The 17741-nt window shown below is 72.3% G+C and carries 21 protein-coding genes; 12 read left to right on the plus strand and 9 right to left on the minus strand.

The features are described 5' to 3' along the window. The first annotated feature begins 41 nt into the window (after nt 1-41). Nucleotides 42-680: a PaaI family thioesterase gene (locus ASE20_RS19805; protein WP_056896262.1), complete on the plus strand. Its 639-nt coding sequence runs from the start codon at nt 42-44 to the stop codon at nt 678-680. Nucleotides 681-694: 14 nt separating this feature from the next. Here the strand turns inward: ASE20_RS19805 and ASE20_RS19810 are convergent, their stop codons facing one another. Further along, nucleotides 695-1072: an MmcQ/YjbR family DNA-binding protein gene (locus ASE20_RS19810; RefSeq protein ID WP_157538709.1), complete on the minus strand. Its 378-nt coding sequence runs from the start codon at nt 1070-1072 to the stop codon at nt 695-697. Nucleotides 1073-1144: 72 nt separating this feature from the next. On the opposite strand from ASE20_RS19810, the gene ASE20_RS19815 reads away from it, so the two are divergent. Together ASE20_RS19815 and ASE20_RS19820 are read left to right on the plus strand one after the other, a co-directional pair. After that, nucleotides 1145-1699, plus strand: coding sequence for a SigE family RNA polymerase sigma factor (locus ASE20_RS19815; protein WP_082612619.1), 555 nt, complete (start codon nt 1145-1147; stop codon nt 1697-1699). Further along, nucleotides 1692-2711, plus strand: coding sequence for a hypothetical protein (locus ASE20_RS19820; RefSeq protein WP_056896264.1), 1020 nt, complete (start codon nt 1692-1694; stop codon nt 2709-2711). Before ASE20_RS19815 ends, ASE20_RS19820 begins: the two co-directional genes overlap by 8 nt. A 10-nt stretch (nt 2712-2721) precedes the next feature. Here ASE20_RS19820 and ASE20_RS19825 read toward each other — a convergent pair whose 3' ends face one another. After that, nucleotides 2722-3978, minus strand: coding sequence for an oxygenase MpaB family protein (locus ASE20_RS19825; RefSeq protein WP_056896265.1), 1257 nt, complete (start codon nt 3976-3978; stop codon nt 2722-2724). 136 nt (nt 3979-4114) lie between these two features. Between ASE20_RS19825 and ASE20_RS19830 the strand changes: the two genes are divergently transcribed. Together ASE20_RS19830 and ASE20_RS19835 are read left to right on the plus strand one after the other, a co-directional pair. Then, on the plus strand, nt 4115-5074 hold the full coding sequence (locus ASE20_RS19830) for a sensor domain-containing diguanylate cyclase (RefSeq protein ID WP_056896266.1): 960 nt from the start codon (nt 4115-4117) through the stop codon (nt 5072-5074). A gap of 7 nt (nt 5075-5081) precedes the next feature. Beyond that, the gene (locus tag ASE20_RS19835; protein WP_200952877.1) at nt 5082-5675 is read left to right on the plus strand and encodes a TetR/AcrR family transcriptional regulator; all 594 of its coding nucleotides are present in this window, start codon (nt 5082-5084) and stop codon (nt 5673-5675) included. On the opposite strand, the gene ASE20_RS19840 is transcribed toward ASE20_RS19835, so the two are convergent. From ASE20_RS19840 to mca, 3 genes are read right to left on the minus strand one after another with little or no spacing between them, the layout of a single operon-like run. Beyond that, on the minus strand, nt 5660-6307 hold the full coding sequence (locus ASE20_RS19840; protein WP_056896267.1) for a LysE family translocator: 648 nt from the start codon (nt 6305-6307) through the stop codon (nt 5660-5662). The genes ASE20_RS19835 and ASE20_RS19840 overlap by 16 nt on opposite strands. A 4-nt stretch (nt 6308-6311) precedes the next feature. Next, on the minus strand, nt 6312-6569 hold the full coding sequence (locus ASE20_RS19845) for a hypothetical protein (RefSeq protein ID WP_056896268.1): 258 nt from the start codon (nt 6567-6569) through the stop codon (nt 6312-6314). 12 nt (nt 6570-6581) lie between these two features. Beyond that, on the minus strand, nt 6582-7490 hold the full coding sequence (gene mca, locus ASE20_RS19850; RefSeq protein ID WP_056896269.1) for a mycothiol conjugate amidase Mca: 909 nt from the start codon (nt 7488-7490) through the stop codon (nt 6582-6584). 32 nt (nt 7491-7522) lie between these two features. Here mca and ASE20_RS19855 point away from each other — a divergent pair, with 32 nt between their 5' ends. Beyond that, nucleotides 7523-7924 (plus strand): DUF4307 domain-containing protein, encoded by a 402-nt coding sequence (locus tag ASE20_RS19855; RefSeq protein ID WP_056896270.1) that lies wholly within the window; start codon nt 7523-7525, stop codon nt 7922-7924. A 56-nt stretch (nt 7925-7980) separates the two neighbouring features. Next, entirely contained in the window at nt 7981-8487 is a 507-nt protein-coding gene (gene greA, locus ASE20_RS19860; RefSeq protein ID WP_056896271.1) for a transcription elongation factor GreA, read from the plus strand. Here greA and ASE20_RS19865 read toward each other — a convergent pair. Then, the gene (locus ASE20_RS19865) at nt 8475-9809 is read right to left on the minus strand and encodes an AI-2E family transporter (protein WP_225869250.1); all 1335 of its coding nucleotides are present in this window, start codon (nt 9807-9809) and stop codon (nt 8475-8477) included. The two genes, greA and ASE20_RS19865, sit on opposite strands and share 13 nt — an antisense overlap. Before the next feature lie 9 nt (nt 9810-9818). Further along, nucleotides 9819-11000, minus strand: coding sequence for a cystathionine gamma-synthase (locus ASE20_RS19870; protein ID WP_056896272.1), 1182 nt, complete (start codon nt 10998-11000; stop codon nt 9819-9821). A gap of 84 nt (nt 11001-11084) precedes the next feature. Here ASE20_RS19870 and ASE20_RS19875 point away from each other — a divergent pair, with 84 nt between their 5' ends. Then, nucleotides 11085-12044 (plus strand): DUF5995 family protein, encoded by a 960-nt coding sequence (locus ASE20_RS19875; RefSeq protein WP_056896273.1) that lies wholly within the window; start codon nt 11085-11087, stop codon nt 12042-12044. Nucleotides 12045-12075: 31 nt separating this feature from the next. Further along, complete coding sequence (msrA, locus tag ASE20_RS19880) at nt 12076-12714, plus strand: peptide-methionine (S)-S-oxide reductase MsrA (protein ID WP_056896274.1); 639 nt, start codon at nt 12076-12078, stop codon at nt 12712-12714. A gap of 6 nt (nt 12715-12720) precedes the next feature. Here msrA and ASE20_RS19885 read toward each other — a convergent pair whose 3' ends face one another. Both ASE20_RS19885 and ASE20_RS19890 read right to left on the minus strand, forming a co-directional pair. Next, a complete protein-coding gene (locus ASE20_RS19885; protein ID WP_056896275.1) occupies nt 12721-13914 on the minus strand; it encodes a dipeptidase in 1194 nt (397 codons plus the stop codon). Nucleotides 13915-13947: 33 nt separating this feature from the next. Continuing rightward, nucleotides 13948-15480 (minus strand): serine/threonine protein kinase, encoded by a 1533-nt coding sequence (locus ASE20_RS19890; RefSeq protein WP_056896276.1) that lies wholly within the window; start codon nt 15478-15480, stop codon nt 13948-13950. Between the two features lie 66 nt (nt 15481-15546). Between ASE20_RS19890 and ASE20_RS19895 the strand changes: the two genes are divergently transcribed. From ASE20_RS19895 to ASE20_RS25695, 3 genes are all read left to right on the plus strand, one after another. Continuing rightward, on the plus strand, nt 15547-16176 hold the full coding sequence (locus ASE20_RS19895; protein WP_056896277.1) for an AAA family ATPase: 630 nt from the start codon (nt 15547-15549) through the stop codon (nt 16174-16176). After that, nucleotides 16160-16678 carry a hypothetical protein gene (locus ASE20_RS19900; RefSeq protein ID WP_056896278.1) on the plus strand — a complete coding sequence of 173 codons (519 nt, stop codon included), beginning with the start codon at nt 16160-16162 and terminating at the stop codon, nt 16676-16678. Before ASE20_RS19895 ends, ASE20_RS19900 begins: the two co-directional genes overlap by 17 nt. 271 nt (nt 16679-16949) lie before the next feature. Next, on the plus strand, nt 16950-17741 hold a 792-nt coding region (locus tag ASE20_RS25695), incomplete at its 3' end, for a hypothetical protein (protein ID WP_225869251.1).

Here is a 17741-nt window from a genome sequence, read left to right on the forward strand (position 1 = left end):
GTGGGAACGTTCGTCCTGCAGTCGCGAGGAGAGGAACCACGGTGTCGCTCAGCTTCATCCACGACGAGACCCCCACCGAGGAGGTCGACCGCCGCGAGGCCGTCGTGGCCGGACTCGCCGACTCCGTGCGCGCGCTCGTCGACGCCACCATCCGTACGACGGTCGACGACGACGAGGTCCGCGCCGTGCAGGCCGAGGTCGCCGCACTCACGGAGCGACTCCGGGCAGCACAGCTCCCCGGACCGGCCGGGGTGCGCTACAACTCCGAGGGCCGCTCCTGGAGCTGGGGCAACGCGGTCGTGGGCTCGAGCAACGCCGTGGCGCCGCCGCTCGAGATCCAGCACGCGGGCGACGGCCGGACGTCGTACGCCGAGGTGGTGCTCGGCGCCGCCTACGAAGGCCCGCCGGGCATGGTCCACGGCGGCGTCTCGGCCCTCCTGCTCGACCAGGTCATGGGCGAGACCGCGAGCGCGAACAACAGCCGGATCGCGATGACCGGGACCTTGACGCTCCGCTACCGCCACCCCCTCCCCCTCGGGTCGGTGCGCCTGGACTGCCAGGTCACCAAGGAAGCCGACGGCAAGATCACCGTGCAGGCGACGATCGGCGAGACCGCTCCCGACGCCACACCGGCGGTCGAGGCGAGCGGGTTGTTCGTCGTCCCGCGCTGGGCGCGCTGACCGCGGCCGACAGCTCAGGCGGTGGGCCGGTTGACGAGGTCGACCAGCCGCTGCGGCGCCTGCAGGCAGAACGACTCGGTGAGCAGCTCGGCGAGCTCCTCCCAGTCGGTGTCGTCGTCGACGAGCATCCCGACGACATTGGTGCCCCACTCGGACTTGAAGTACGGCGCCCCGAGGTGCTGGAAGGCCATCACCTCGTCGAGCTCCGCGCGGAACACGATGCGGAACAGCTGGTCCTCGCCGCCGAAGACGTGCGCGACGGTCGCGGTCGTGCCGGCGACACGCCAGCGCACGCCGGTCCACGCCTCGTCCTCGCGGCACTCGGGGAGGCGGCCGAGGATCGCCCTCAGCCGGGCGAGGTAGTCACCGGGGACGTCGGGACGCTGGGGCACGGGAGCAATCTCCCACAGCACGCCGACAACCATCGGTGCCGGCCAGCCCGTCGTACCGGGTGGAGGTGTGAGATGCGCGAGGCTGTTCCCGTGCTCAGCAACGACGCCGACGACGCAGCCGACGTGGGTCGCGGCGTCCCGTCGTTCGAGGAGTACGTCGCCGCCCGCAGTGCCGCGTTGTGGCGCAGCGCGTGGCTGCTGACAGGTGACCGGCACCGGGCCGAGGACCTGGTCCAGACGGCGTTGATGAAGTGCTGGCGCCGGTGGGACCGGATCGACGACCCCGGTGCGGTCGAGGCCTACGTGCGCCGCACGATGGTCACGACCTACACCGACTGGTGGCGGCGCCGGTGGAACGGCGAGCAGCCCACGGACGAGGTGCCCGAGGTGGCAGCGACCTCCCCGGACCCGGGGGTGCGTCGCGACGTGCTGGTCGCGCTCGCGGCGCTCCCGCGGGGCCAGCGCGCGGTCGTGGTGCTGCGCTACTTCGACGACCTGACCGAGGCGCAGGCCGCCACGGCCCTGGGCATCTCGGTCGGCACGGTCAAGAGCCAGGCCGCACGCGCCCTGCGCACCCTCCGCACGTCCGGACTCCTCGACGACCACCAGGAGGGCAGCCATGACTGACCAGCTCCGCAGCCTGCTCGAGCAGGCCGTCCCCGACGACGCCCCGACCCTCGACCCGGTCACCGTGGCGGCCGCCGCCCGGCAGAACCAGCGACGCCTGCGGGCGGTCGCGGCCGCCGGCGTGGTCGCCGTGATCGTGGCGGGCGGAGCAACCGCCGCCCTGACGACCCGTGGCGGCGACGAACTGACCGCGGACGACCCCGCCCCGTCGCCGTACGACGCCCCGGCGTGCCCGGCCACCCTCCCCGAGCTCAGCGACGCGCGGACGTCGGTCGACAGCCTCGAGGGCCTGGCCAGCGTGCGCATGTGCCCGGACCTCGCCCCCGGGCCGATGGGTGGGGTGGCGCTCCCCGACAGCCAACGCAAGGCACTCCTCGCGGGCATGGATGCGCTCGTCGACGACGTGTCGGACTTCAGCGACCGGGTCGAGGAGACCGACGCCTTCGACCCCGCCCGCTGCGCGACGATCGACGTCCTGAACACACGCCAGTCCCTGCAGCTGACCTACGCCGACGGGCACACCGAGCTCGTGCCGACGGCCGCCTGCTCACCGATCACCGTGGCCGGCCACGAGATCGACGGGCAGTTCCTCGGAGAGGCCTACCTCGCCGCGCTGGACCACCAGCGCAGCAGCGCCGACTACGTCTTCCACGGCACCGTGCCGCTGACCTGCGACCTGCAGACGACGCCGACTCCGGCCCGGCCCGGGCGCGACGTCCTGGTCGCGGCCGTCTCCTGCGGCCCGAAGGGCAGTGCGGTCGCGCTCGACAACGGCGCAGTGGCCACACTCGCCGAGGCCTGGGGCGACCCGCAGCCGGAACCGCCGTACGACGAGAACTGCAACCTCCGCACCGACCTGCCCTACCTCGTGGCCGCGACCGACCGCGGCGACGTCGTGGTGATCCGCCAGCAGCAGTGCGACGTACTGATGCCGCTGCTGGCATGGGGCGCGGTCGGCGGCGAGGAGGGCATCGCGCTCCCGACGACGCTCGAGGCCCTCGGCCTGGGCTGAGGCGGGCCGCTCACACCGTGAGCTTGCCGACGTCCTCGCGCTCACCCTGGAAGTAGCTGTCGAGCAGCCACTGCGCCCGGCGCCCGCCCCACCGCCACAGACGGTCGCGGCCGCCGGGCAGGTGGCCCAGGACCCGGTAGCGCAGGGTGTTGAGGCCGAACAGGTAGGCGTGCGCCCACGGCGGGCGCATCGGCAGTCCGAGCTCGCGCATGCTCTCCGGTCCGAGGAAGACGGTCAGCATCGAGAGCAGCCGCTCCCGCTCGTAGCGGGCCCGGGCGCCCTGCAGCGGCGCCGGCCAGCCCGGGTAGCTCCGCTCGGCCTGCGCGTCGACGACGGCCTGGGCGAGCTGCGGGCCGGCGTCCGTGATCGGGCCCTGCGCGAGCAGCACGTGGTAGTCGATGCGGTGCCGCTCCCACTCGTCGTCGACGAGGAAGTCCTCGTGGACGCCCATCAGCCAGCCGACGTACTTCCACAGGTGCATCAGGGCGCGCGACTCACGCTGGCTGACGGGGACGCCCAGGGCCCGTGCGCCGATGATCAGGACGCCGTCGAAGAGACCGAGCGTCGAGGCCTGGTCGGCCTGGTTGATCGGGAGGCCCCACGTGGCTGCGTCCCACTGGTCCTCGAAGGCGTGGTTGACCAGGGCGTGCATCAGCCGGACGTGGACGGTCAGCCGCCAGGCCTCACCGTCGACCGGCACGAGCGAGGCGGGGTTGGTCAGCGACGCGCCCCACTTCTGGGTCTCGGCGAGCCGGCGCAGGGTCTGGCCGCCGGTCAGGCCGCCCGTGGCGACGAGCAGGTCGGTCGGCCCGCCGAAGCGGTAGCCACCGACGAGCGAGAGCTGCAGCAGCACGTCCTGCGCGTTCTGCCCGAGCCGGCGCATGACCGCCGCTCCCTCCTCGACCAGCGCGCGGTCCAGCCAGTCCGGCTCGGCCTGCACCTCGGCGAAGAACTCCACCAGCGCCGGCGGCGCGTCCGGCACGCTCCCGATGCCGCCCGCGAGCGCCTGGCGGAACTGGGCCATCTCGATCTTGCCGGGCGTGCCCGCTCGCAACCGGATCGCGTCCGCGAGGCGTCCGCCGAGCTCGTCGCGCTCGTTCATGGCCGCGCCGATCCGGTTCAGCAGCTCCTCGTCGACGGCCTTCACGCGCCCGACGACCTTGAGCGGGCGCCCGAGGCGGCGGTTGCGGTCCCCGCCGGCGCGGAACCGGGTGGGGTACGACGGTCCGGTCGGCGTACCGGCGGCGGTGGCGAGCTCCGTGGTCATGCCAGTATCGTGACGCGAGCAAACTCTCGCATTCAAGTCGCGAATGTCGGGGTCAGGTCAGGAGCAGGCACGCCACCACGATGCCGAGGGGGGTGCAAGGATGTGCCTGTTCGCCCAAGGGAGGGAGGGAGGGGAGATGACCGACGAGACGTCCGGACTCGAGCGTCTGCTCGAGGCCGTGCAGCAGCTGTCGATGGCCGGTTCGCTGGAGGAGGTCCAGCAGGTCGTCCGCACGGCAGCCCGCGACCTCGGCGCCTGCGACGGCGCCACCTTCGTGCTCCGTGACGGCGAGCAGTGCTACTACGCCGACGAGGACGCCATCGCGCCGCTGTGGAAGGGGCTCCGGTTCCCGCTGGAGGCGTGCGTCAGCGGCTTCGCGATGCTCCACCGCACCCCCGTCGCGATCCCCGACATCTACGCCGACGAGCGCGTCCCCCACGAGGCCTACCGGCCCACGTTCGTGACCAGCATGCTGATGGTCCCGGTGCGCACCCTCGACCCGATCGCCGCGATCGGCACCTACTGGGCCACCCCACACACCCCCACCGACACCGAGATCTCCCTCCTCCAGGGCCTCGCCAACGCCACGTCGGTCGCGCTCGACAAGATCACCGTGCACGAGCAGCTCGCCAACGCGGTCGCCCTGCGCGAGGCCACCCACGAGCTGGCGACGACCGACGAGCTGACCGGGCTGCGCAACCGCCGCGGCTTCTTCGAGCAGTCCCGCCGCCGCTGGTCCGACAGCACCGGCGTCGCCGCCGTCGCCTTCATCGACCTCGACGGCCTCAAGGTCGTCAACGACGTCGAGGGCCACGAGGCCGGCGACCGCCTGCTGCGCCGGCTCGCCGAGGCGCTGCAGCGCAACGTGCGCGACACCGACGTGGTCGCCCGGCTCGGCGGCGACGAGTTCGCCGTGTTCAGCCCCGACCTCCCTCCCGCCGAGCTGCTCGACCGCCTCAAGCTCGCGGTCGGCCGCCGGGCGAGCGTCGGCACGGCGGCACTCACCGACATCGACCTACTCCCCGACGCACTGCTCGAGGCCGACGCCCAGATGTACGCCGCCAAGCGACGACACCTGAGCGTCCGGTCCGCCTGACCCCGGCATGCGCAAGGCTCCCCAGCAGGCGCGCTCCCGCGAGATGGTCGACCGGATCGTCACCGCCGGCCGGTCCGTCCTGGTCCAGCACGGGTACGACGCGTTCAGCGCCAACCGGATCGCCGCCGTCGCCGGCGTCAGCCCCGGCTCGGTCTACCAGTACTTCCCCGACAAGGCCGCGATCCTCGACGTCGTCATCGACCGCTACTGGGCGGAGGTCGCCGAGAGCGTCGCCGCCTCCCTCGCCGACCGGATCGCCGACTTCGGACCGGCCATGGTCCGCTCCACCGCCGACGCCCTCGTCACCGCGCTCGAGGCGGACCCCGTGGTGCTGCGCGTGGTCGCCGAGGAACTGCCCATCGGCCGCAACCGCGACCGCCGCGCGGCCCTCGAGCGACGGGTCCGCGAGCTCGTCACGACCTACCTCGCAGCGCGCCCGGGCACGCACCGCCGGCCCTCCCCCGCCCTGGCCGCGTGGGTGGTCGTGCTCGCGATCGAGAACCTCGCCCTGCGCTGGGTGCTCGACCAGCCGGAGGCCGTGAGCCGCGACGCACTGCTCGACGAGATGGTCGCGCTGGTGGGCGGCTACCTGTCCGCGTGACCCGTGACGGCCATTGCCATGCCGAGGCCGATCATCGACGTACCGCCCACGGCGCCCAGCACGCTGCCGCGCCGCTCCGAGGCCACGAACCAGTCGCGTGCCCGGCCGGCCGCGAAGGCCCAGGCCGAGTCGCAGCACAGGCCGATGAGCACCGCGACGCAGCCGAGCGCGAACATCTGGGCGGGTACGTCGGCGGCGCCCGCCGAGCGGTCGACGAACGGCGGCAGGATGGCCGCGAACATCATGAAGCCCTTCGGGTTGCTCACCCCGACCACGAAGCCCTGCCGGAAGGCCCGCCAACCCGCGACCGGCGCAGGCGTGCCCTCGACTCCGAAGCGCAGCTCGCGCCGGTGCCGGAAGGCCTGCACCCCCAGCCAGACGAGGAAGGCGGCGCCGGCCAGCTTGATCACGGTGAAGACGAGCTGCGACTCGGCGACCACCGCACCGAGCCCGAGGCAGACGAGGGCCATCACGAGGAAGAGCCCTGCGGCGTTGCCGAGCACGCTCGCGACGGCGACCCGCTGGCCGTAGGACACCGCCCTGCCGACGACGAAGACGACGCTCGGCCCGGGGATCACGATGACGATCAGCGCCGCGAGACCGAACCCGAGGAGCTGGTCGACGCCGATCATCGGGTCACTCGGTCCGGTCGGCGGCGTCGGACTCGGACGGGGCCGGCTCGTCGCCGTAGACGCCGGCGTCCTTGGCCTTCTGCGCGGTGCGCAGGCTGCGGGTGAGCGCGACACCGATGACGGCGACGGCGACGATCAGGCCGATGAAGATCCAGAACGCCGTCCAGCCCGCGACCACGTCGTTGTCGTCGGGTGCCTTGTCCTCCGCGAGGACCCGAGCATCGACCAGGGCGTTGACGACGGTGACGGCGAGGGCGTGCATGGGACCAGTGTCTCAGGCGTCGGGGTCGACGCCCGCAAAGAGGTCGTCCTCGGGCACCGGGGAGGTGACGTGGCTGGTCACCAGCTCGTAGTCCTCGGTCGGCCAGACCCGCTCCTGGAGCTCGCGCGGCACCGCGAACCAGAACCCGTCGGGGTCGATCTGGGTCGCGTGCGCCAGCAGCGCCTGGTCACGGACGCCGAACCATTCGGCACACGGCACCTTGGTGGTGATCCGGGCGTCCCACTCGGGCTCCGGCTTCCAGTCGCGCAGCCGCTCCTCCCACGGGGACTCGAGGCCGTGCTCGACCATCGCGTCGTGCAGCGCCTGCATCCGCGGGCGGTTGAAGGAGTGGTGGTAGTAGAGCTTCAGCGGCTGCCACGGCTCGCCCGCGTCCGGGAAGCGCTCCGGGTCGCCGGCCGCGTCGAAGGCCGCGACGCTGACCTCGTGGCAGCGGATGTGGTCGGGGTGCGGGTAGCCGCCGCGCTCGTCGTAGGTCGTGACGACGTGGGGACGGAACTCCCGGATCAGGCGCACCAGCCGCTCGGTCGCCTCCTCGAGCGGGACCAGGCCGAAGCAGCCCTCGGGCAGGGGCGGCTTGGGGTCGCCGTCGGGCCAGCCGGAGTCCACGAAGCCCAGCCAGGACTGGGAGACGCCGAGGATGTCGCGGGCGCGCTCCATCTCCTGGCGACGCACCTCGGTGATGTTCTCGAGGATCTCCGGCCGGTCCATCTTCGGGTTCAGGATCGACCCCCGCTCACCGCCGGTGCAGGTGACCACCCGCACGTCGGCGCCCTCGGCGACGTACCGCGCGGTGGAGGCGGCGCCCTTGCTCGACTCGTCGTCGGGGTGGGCGTGGACGTGCATCAACCGCAGCCCGGAGCGGTCGACGGCGGGCGCGTGCGTGGTGGGCATGCGACCCATCGTAGGAAAAGCAGCCATGGGACCATGAACCGGTGAGCGCTTCCCTCGACCAGCGGTACGGCGCCCCGTCCCGCGGGCGCCGCGTGCTGCTCCTCCTGCTGGCCACCGCGGTGTGCGTCGGCTTCCTCGGCTGGCTGGTGTGGGTGATGCTCTTCCACGCCAACCCGGAGATCTCCTCGGAGGAGATCGGGCACGAGGTCGTGAGCGACCACCTGGCCACGATCGAGGTCCAGATCGAGATGGACGACGGCCTCGAGGACCCCCAGTGCTCGCTGCGCGCGATCTCCCACGACAAGGCGATCGTGGGTGAGACGACGTACCGCCCGGACCCCGCCGACGGGCCGCGCTACGAGATCGAGGTGCGCACCGAGCGCAGGGCCACCACGGTCGAGTGGCTGGGCTGCAAGGCCCCGGGACAGCCGCGCTACCGGTAGACTTCTTCGTTCATGTACCCGAACGGGTATGCGACGAGCAGCACAGGAGCTTCACCATGACGCAGACCGACCAGTCCGGCGCCAACGTCGTCTGGCTGACCCAGGACGCCTACGACAAGCTGAAGGCGGAGCTGGAGCACCTCAAGGGTCCCCGCCGCGCCGAGATCGTGGCGGAGATCAGTGCTGCGCGCGACGAGGGCGACCTCAAGGAGAACGGCGGCTACCACGCCGCCCGCGAGGAGCAGGGCAAGAACGAGGCCAAGATCCTCCAGATGGAGGACATGCTCCGCCGCGCCGAGATCGGCGAGACGCCGCCCGACGACGGTGTCGTCGAGCCGGGCATGGTCGTGACCTACAAGTTCGAGGGCGATGACGACGACGAGGCGGAGAGCTTCCTGCTCGGTGCCCGCGAGATCGAGCCCGAGGGCCTGACCGTCTACTCCCCGCAGTCGCCGCTCGGCCAGGCCATCAACGGCCGGAGCAAGGGCGAGACCGTCTCCTACGAGGTCAACGGCCGCTCGCAGACCGTGATCATCCTCGACGCCAAGCCCTACACCGGCTGAGCCTCCGCCTCCTCCGGACCGCCGGTCTCCTGCTCGGGGACCGGCGGTTCCGCCTTTTCGGCCTCGGCGCCGGCCAGCTCGGCCAGGTGCAGGACGACGGCGTTCGCCGCCGCCGCGAGTGGTACGGCGACCAGCGCGCCCGCCACGCCCGCCACCAGCACGCCGCAGGCGATCGCCAGGATCACGCCGAGCGGGTGCACCGAGACCCAGCGTCCCAGCAGGAACGGCTGGAGGATGTGCCCCTCGAGCTGCTGCACGCCGATGACGACGGCCAGCATGAGCAGTGCGGTCAGCGGCCCCTGGTCCACCAGCGCCACGAGGATCGCCACGCTGCCGGCGATGGTGGCGCCGATCATCGGCACGAACGCGCCGAGGAAGACCAGCACACCGATCGCCAGCACGAAGGGCACGTCGAGGATCGCCGCGCCGACCGCGATGCCGGTGGCGTCCACGAGCGCGACCACCACCGTCGCCCGGACGAACTGGACGAGCGAGACCCACGCGACCCGACCCGAGCTGTCGACGCGCTCACGGGCCACCCGCGGGGCGAGCCGGACGATCCACGACCAGATCCGGCCGCCGTCGGCGAGGAAGAAGTACGTCGAGAAGAGCGCGATGAAGAATCCGGCGACGACGTGCCCCAGCGCGGATCCGACCTCGGTCACCTGGCTGACCACCTCGCCGTCCTGCGAGCGCTCGGTGATCACGTCCTGGGCGCTCTTGATCCAGTCGTTGATCTGCGAGTCGCTCGCGTGCAACGGCCCGTCACGCAGCCAGTCGCGGATCTCCTGCAGGCCCTGGACCGCACTGTCGGCGAGGTCCTTGGCGCCGTCGGCCACCTGGTTGCCGGCGAAGGTCAGCAGCGCCCCGACGACCGCGAAGCCCAGGATCACCACGAGCAGCGCGGACAGGCCGCGGGGTACGCCGATCCGCGTCAGCAGGTTCACGAACGGCGCCGCCAGCGCGCTGATCAGCAGTGCGACCGCGACCGGCACCGTGACCACCGCGAAGTAGCCGACGAGCCACATCAGCAGGTACCCCGCACCCGCGATCAGCAGCAGCCGCCACGCCCACCCCGCGGCCAGGTCGAGGCCGTACGGCACCTCGGCCCGCCGCAGGTTCGAGGGACCGGTCGCGAAGGACGGCTGCTCGTGCCGCCGCTCCTCGCGCTCCTCCCGCGCCAGCGTCCACTGGTGGGCGAAGCGGCGGAAGATCCGATCGGCGCGCTCGTCGTCGTCGGGCCCGAGGGGCGGCTCGGGCTCGGTCGGGTCGGACTCGGTCGGCTCGCTCAGGTCGGACTCGGTCGGGCCGTCGCTGGTCACCCCGTCCATCTAGAGGGTGCTCCCGAGGGCCCGGTCGAGATCGGCGAGCTGGTCCTCGGAGGTCTCGATGCCGACGCTGAGCCGCACCAGGTCGGCGGGGACCTCGAGGTCGGTGCCGGCGACGCTGGCGTGCGTCATCCGCCCCGGGTGCTCGATGAGCGACTCGACGCCACCCAGCGACTCCCCCAGGGTGAACACCTTGGTGGCCGCGCAGACGGCGAGCGCCTGCTCCTCACCGCCCGTGACGCGGAAGGAGACCATGCCGCCGTACCGCTTCATCTGGCGCGAGGCCACCGCGTGGCCGGGATGGTCGGCGAGGCCCGGGTAGATCACCTGGCTGACCGCCGGGTGCTGGCCCAGGAAGGCCGCGATCCTCTCGGCGTTGTCGCTGTGGCGCTCCATGCGCAGCGCGAGGGTCTTGAGGCCGCGCAGCACCAGCCACGAGTCGAACGGTCCCGCGACGCCGCCGATGGCGTTCTGGTGGAACCCGATCTGCTCGGCCAGCTCGGCGTCGTCGACGACGAGGGCTCCCCCGACGACGTCGGAGTGGCCGCCGGCGTACTTGGTCGTGGAGTGGACGACGACGTCGGCACCCAGCGCCAGCGGCTGCTGCAGGTACGACGAGGCGAAGGTGTTGTCGACGACGAGCCGGGCGCCCGCGTCGTGGGCGACCGCGGCCAGCGCCTCGATGTCACCGATGGACAGCATCGGGTTGGTCGGCGTCTCGAGCCACACCAGCTTGGTCTGGCCCGGCAGGATCGCGGCGCGCACCGCGTCGGGGTCCGTCACCGGCGCCGGGCTGTGGGTCAGGCCCCAGTTGGTGGCGACCTTGTCGAAGAGGCGGAAGGTGCCGCCGTAGGCGTCGTTGGGGAGGACGACGTGGTCGCCCGGGCGGCACAGCGCCCGGATCAGCGTGTCCTCGGCCGCCAGCCCGGAGGCGAACGCGAACCCGTGCCGCGCGCCCTCGAGGGCCGCCAGGGTGGACTCGAGCGCGGTGCGGGTCGGGTTCGCCGACCGGCTGTACTCGTAGCCGTTGCGCAGCCCGCCGACGCCGTCCTGGGCGTAGGTCGAGGTGGCGTAGATGGGCGGGATCACCGCGCCGGTCGTCGGGTCGGGTGCGTAGCCGGCGTGGATGGCCCGGGTCTCGAAGCCGGCGCCGTCGAGGTGCTCGTCGATGTGGTTGTCGCTCACCGTTCGAGCCTACTCACCACGAGGCGTCGGACCGACCGTGCGGCGGGCGCCGTCACAAAGCGAGGGTTCGCTCGTTTCCTGACCGTGATCCCCCTCCCCCGACTCACCCGCGCCTCCCGCCTGGTCGCGACCGCCGCGTGCACCGCCCTGGCCGCCACGGCCCTCGCGCTTCCCGCCGCCCCGGCCCACGCCGGCGACTACGACGGCGACCCGGACCCCGTCCGGGGGCTGCTCCTGCCCCCGCTGGACGCGCTGGTCGGGCTGCTCGCGCCGCTGCCGGTGCCGGCGACGCCGTACACGGGTGACGTCTGCGTCGACGGGGCGGACGCGTGCATCGACGACGTGATCGTGCGGATGCAGGACCGGCTCGACGGGCTGCTGGAAACGTGCTCGCACAGCGCGGTGTTCTCGCTGGCCTACCTGCGGGTGACCGAGAACGTGCGCGACGCGGTGCGGTCGGGCTACTTCCAGGACCGCGCGTGGCTGAACCGGCTCGACGCGGTGTTCGCGGAGATGTACTTCGACACCACCGGCAAGTGGGCGACCGGGCAGCGCACCGGGCTGCCGAAGGCCTGGCAGATCGCGCTCCAGGCCGAGGACGACCGGGCCGTGAGCGGCCTGGGCAACTTCCTGCTCGCGATGAACGCCCACATCAACAGCGACTTCCCGCACGTGCTCGCGACCGTCGGCCTCACGGGTCCCGACGGCAGCCACAAGGCGGACCACAACCGCTACAACAATCGCCTCGACAGCCTCTACGTCCCGGTGTTCACCGAGGAGGCGGCGCGCTTCGACCCGACCTTCGACGACATCGACGCGGGCACCGTCGACGACACCGTCGTCGGCGTGATCATGCGTGGCTGGCGGGAGATGGTCTGGCGGCACGCCGAGGCGCTGGTCCTCGCGAGGACGCCCGCCCAGCGTGCGCTCGTCGACAAGCAGATCGAGGTCTACTCGACGCTGCAGGCCCAGCTGATCCGCACCTTCTTCGCCGCCAAGCCGGCGAAGCGGGACGCGTGGTGTGCCACGCACGGTGCCGGCTGACCGGACTTGCGTGACCGGCGACAATGGAGGCATGTTCTCCCGCCGCAAGACCGAGCTGGTCGACCCCACCGACGCCCTCCCCGGCCGGCCCACCCCGGCGTACCCGCTCCCCGCCGTGCACGACGTGCTCGGCACGCCCCTCGTCACCGACGAGGTGCCCGACGGCCTCGAGGTCGCCGAGTTCGGCCTCGGCTGCTTCTGGGGCGCCGAGGAGATCTACTGGCAGCTCCCCGGCGTGTGGTCGACCTCGGTCGGCTACGCCGGCGGCACCACCCCGAACCCGACCTACGAAGAGGTCTGCAGCGGCCGCACCGGCCACACCGAGGCGATCCGGATCGTGTTCGACCCCGAGCAGGTGTCCTACGCCGACCTCGTGAAGCGCTTCTTCGAGGTCCACGATCCCACCCAGGGCATGCGCCAGGGCAACGACATCGGCACCCAGTACCGCTCCGCGATCTACTTCACCACCCCCGAGCAGGAGACCGAGGCCCGCGAGCTGACCAAGGTCTACGGCGACGAGCTCGCCCGCCTCGGCTTCGACCCGATCACCACCGAGATCGCGCCGGCCGGCGAGTACTACTACGCCGAGCCGCACCACCAGCAGTACCTGCACAAGGTGCCGAACGGTTACCGCTGCCACGCGAACACGGGCGTTCCGTTCCCCGCCTGACGCGCCTCACTCCGCGGGCAGCACCGCTCGCAGCACCCGGATCGAGTTGCCGCCCATGATCGCGGCGATCTCGCCGTCGTCGTACCCCCGGTCGACCAGTTCCTGCGTCACCGCGGCCAGCTGCGAGGTGTCCCAGCCGACAGTGGTCGCCCCGTCGAAGTCGGAGCCGAGCGCGGCCGTCTCGATGCCGCCGACCTCGACGACGTGGTCGATCGCGTCGACCACGGCGTCGGTCGTCAAGTCGCAGACCGCCGCGTCCCAGTAGCCGACGCCGACCACGCCGCCGGTCGCGGCGACTCCGCGGATCTCCGCGTCGGTGAGGTTGCGGTTGACGTCGCAGGTGGCCTGGACGCCGCCGTGGGAGAGGACGAGCGGCTTCGTGGCGAGGGCGAGCATGTCGGCGACGGCCTCGTGGCTGGCGTGGGCGATGTCGACGACGATGCCGCGGTCCTCGAGCTCGGCGAAGACCTCGCGCCCGAGGTCGGTCAGGCCGCCCTTGTCCTCACCGTGCATGGAGCCGGCGACCTCGTTGTCGAAGAAGTGGGTGAACCCGGCCATCCGCATGCCGGCGTCGTCGAGCTCGTCGAGGTTGTCGATGTCGCCCTCGAGGTTGTGCAGGCCCTCCACGGAGAACAGCGCGCCAGTCACGTCCTTGCCCGCGGCGCGGTCGGCGAGGAGCTCGTCGAGGTCGGCGCGGGTGCGGATCAGGCGCAGGGCTCCGTCGGAGTCGTCGGCGGCGTCGCGCAGCTTCTGGGCGTGGTAGAGCGAGCGCTGCAGCAACGAGCGCCAGGTGCGGGGCGGTTGGAGCTGCGCGAAGGCGAGCAGGGTGATGTTGTCGCCGGCATCCGTGGGGTTGCTGTCGTAGTTCTGCCCCTTCGGCGACTTCGACACCGACGAGAACACCTGCAGCGCGACGTTCCCGTCCTCCAGCCGCGGCAGGTCCATGTGTCCGCGGTCCGCCCGGTCGAGCAGGTCGCGGTCCCACATCAACGTGTCGGAGTGCAGGTCGACGATCGCCAGCGAGTCGTGCAGGCGCTGGGTGTCGGCAGTGACGGACGGCAGGTCGGCCGGCTCGACCCGGTTCCGCATCCGCTCGATCTTGCCGGGCGCATAGCTGAAGAACGCCACCGCCAGCACCACGAGAACGGCCACCGCCGAGAGGCCGGTGATCTTCACCCGGCGACGATTGATCGAACCCATCCGCGGACGCTAGCCCACGCCCGGGCACGCCGGTCAGCCGCCGCGCCGCACCTCGGCCAGCACCACCGCGCACAGGTCCTCGGTGTCCTCGACCAGCCCGTCGTACGACGCCTCGTCGATCGTCGTCGTGACGGACCGGTTGGTGCCGCACACCAGCGCCTGGTCGCCGACCGTGGTCACCAGGACGACGCGCACCGAGCCGGGGTCGGCGGGCTTCCTCGGGATCGCGATGACCGGCTCGTTGCAGGCATAGGCGGCGTCGTACCCCTGGCGGTCGACGTCCTCGCAGCGGGTGGCGTACCGGGGCCGCCACGTCAGGCCGGCGGCCTTCACCGTCTTCTGGTTGACGCCGTCGAAGATCGCTGCGGAGCGGCTCGCGGAGTCGACGTCCGACGCCTCGACGTCGGAGGCGGCACCGACGGTCATGCTGACCACCGTCCCGCTCTCGCCCCCGCCCCACCAGCAGGAGACCGAGGCGCGCCGGGCGGCGGCGTCACCGTCCGGCGTCCCGCGGGCGCCGGACGAGTCGAAGCGCGACTGCGCCCCTGTCCCGGCGATCGCCGAGGCGTCGTCGTCGAAGTCCGCGCAGAACTGGTCGGTGCGCAGGGACGGGCGTTCGGGTGCCGGGTCCTCGTCGAGGACGAGGAAGGCGGCCACCGCACCGCCGGCGAGCACCGCGACCGCGGCTCCCCCGATCAGGAGCGGCTTGAGCAGGCCTCGCCGAGGACGGTCCGGCTTCACCCGCTTCTGCTCCTTCGCCGGCGGGGCCGGGGCCTCCAGCGGCACGAGTGGCGGGACCAGCGGCGCGACGATCGCGGACACGCCCGCCTCGGTCGCCCAGGTCTTCCCGTACGCCCGCTTCGCGGCCTTCGTGATCGCCGCGAGCAGCTCGCCGGCGTCCTGGTGCCGGTCGGTCGGCGCGTGCGACAGCGCCTTGGCGAGCACCGGCCGCAGCGCGGCGTCGACGGAGCGCAGGTTCCGCTTCTGGTCGCCGGCCGGCTGCCCGGTCAGCAGGTGGACCACGACCGCCGCGACGGCGTACACGTCGGCCGTGCGGGTCAGCTCACCGCCGGGGTGGCGCACCGCCTCCGGGGCCAGGTACGACGGCACCGGCGGCCCTGCGCCGAAGTCCACCAGCCGCGCCCGCCCGTCGCTGTCGACCAGCACGTGCGAGGGCCCGATCCGCCCGTGCACCACACCGTGCTGGTGGGCGTGCGCGAGACCCTGGAGGACGCCGCGAGCGACGCCGAGCATCTGCCCGACGATCATCCGGTTCCCGGCGGCGAGGATCTCGGCGAGGGTGGCGCCGGTGACCCACTCCGTCACGAGGTAGGTCGCGTCCGACTCCTCGACGAGCCCGAGGACCGGGACGACGTGCTCCTCCTCGAGCGACGCCAGCCGGTCGAGGCGGCCGGCGAGCGCGGCGCCCTCGGCAGGCGTGAGCCGGCGCAGCGCGACGATCCGGTCGGTGGCGAGCTCGCGCGCCCGGAAGACGTGGCCGTCGGGGTCGGGGCCGACGCGGGCCTCCACGTCGTACCCACGGACGGTCGGTGCTGTCTCGGTCACGCCCAAGAATCGCCCAGCAGGGCCGCCCGGCGCGTGACATTCGCCGTTTTGGCAGACTGACGCCCCATGACCGCCCGTGTGATCGTCCTCGCCGGCCCCTCGGGGTCGGGCAAGTCGAGGCTCGCGGAACGGCTCGGCCGGGCGCACGGCTGGCCCACGCTCCGGCTCGACGACTTCTACCGCGACGGCGACGAGCCCGGTCTGCCCCGCATCACCGAGGGCGCGAACGCCGGACTCGTCGACTGGGACCACCCCGGCTCGTGGCACCAGGACGACGCGATGGCCGCCCTGCGCACGCTCTGCGCGACGGGTGCCGCCGACATCCCGGTCTACTCGATCTCCGAGAGCCGCCGTACCGGTAGCCAGCACCTCGACCTCGGCGGGGCGACCCGCTTCTGCGCGGAGGGGATCTTCGCCGCGGAGATCGTCGCGGAGTGCCGGGCGCAGGGGCTGCTCGCGGCGGCGTACTGCATCACCCAGCACCCCGCCGTCACCTTCTGGCGCCGGCTCACCCGCGACCTGCGCGAGCACCGGAAGCCTCCCCCCGTGCTGGTACGACGCGGCCTGGCCCTGGCGCGCGCCCAGCGCCAGGTCGTACGCCGGGCCGTCGCCGCCGGCTGCCGCGTGGCAACCGGCGACCGGGCGTTCACCGAGCTCGGCACCTCGACGGAGGACGACCATGCCGTGGCCGGCTGACCTCGCACCGCTCGACCTGAAGCAGCCCGACCAGCGCAGCTGCGGCGCGGCCTCCGTGGTCGCCGCCCGCGTCGTGCTCACCGACTGGCGTCCCGGCGACGCCGCGCGGGAGATCCTCGACGAGCACCGGCTGCTCACGTCGAGCCGCAGCCCGCGCGACCGCTTCCAGGTGCCGTGGCCACGCCGCCTCGGCACGCCCCCGTGGGCGGTCGCCAACGCGCTGCGCACGCTGACCGGCCAGCGGATCGCGACCGTCAACGCACGACCGCGCCCGGTGATCGGGTACGAGGTGCTCCGCGAGAACCTCGCCACCCGGCCGGTCGCGGTCTACGTCGGCAGCAGGTGGCTGCCGCGGCACGTCGTGCTCGCGCTCGGCACCGTCGGCGATGCGGTCGAGGTGTTCGACCCCGCTGCCGGCGCCACGGTGACCCTCGGCCGCGCGCGCTGGGCCGAGCACCGGCTCGGGTTCGGGCGCTGGGACCACTTCTGGTTCGTCGTCTGAGGGTCTTTCCGGTGGTTGAGGTGCGAGGCGCGCCAGCGCCGAGCCTCGAAACCTCTGGCCATGATGCTGGGACTTCTCCTTGGGTTACGGCTGGTCGGTGGTGGCGTTTTCAAGCGGCAGCTACGAGAGGGCTGGGCGGGTGGTCGGGTCCGGCGGTCGGCTCTCGGTTGATCGGCGAGACGCGGAAAGGCGCTAGAAAACGGGCGAAAGTGCCCTGTGGAGAACCCGCTCCTCACTAGAGTTCGAACAGGTGTTCGAGTAGAATGAACCCATGACCTCGGACCCCTCCATGGACTCGCCGGCCCTGCTGCTGGCGTGCGCGGAGGAGCTGGTCCAGTCCGGACGCCAGGTCGAGATCGACAAGCTCCGCATCCTCCTCCACTGGGCGGATGTGTTCTCCGGTGATCCCCAAGCCGAGCCCGGCGCGGTGCCCGCCCGTCGCGGCGGGCCGAAGCTGGTCCACCCCGGCGGTAAGGGCACCCCCGGCATCAGCGACCTGGCGTTGGACGAGATCGCGATCGCCCGCTGCGAAGGCGTCGGCGCGACCCGACGGGCGTTGGCGGACGCTCTGGACCTGCGGCACCGGCTCCCGCTCGTGTGGGCAGGCGCCCAGAAGCTCGAGTGCGAGACCTGGGTGGTCCGCCGTGTCGCGACCCTGTCGCGCAAGCTCACCCGTGACCAGGCCCGGATCGTCGATGTCGCGGTCGCTGCAGCGTTGGGGCAGGCGCCGAACCGGATCCTCGCGATCGCCGAGGCCAAGATCATCGAAGCCGACACCACCACTCAGCAGAACCGCATCGAAGCGAACCAGCGACACAACGGGGTCTGGTACTCCCGACCCAAGCCCGGCGACCAGATCGCCGACGTCGACAACACTGCGGGTGTCGCGACCGCGTACGCCCGCCTCGACGAAGCCGACGCCCGGGTCCACGAAGCGTTCATCGAACAGCTTGCGGTCGCACTCGCTGAGCAAGCGTCACCTGAGGAGCAGGACCTCGGCATGGACCACTGGCGTGCCGAAGCGTTCGCGATGTCCGCCGACCCCGCCGCCGTCCTCGCGTTC

The organism is Nocardioides sp. Root240 (genome assembly GCF_001428825.1).
GTDB lineage: Bacteria > Actinomycetota > Actinomycetes > Propionibacteriales > Nocardioidaceae > Nocardioides.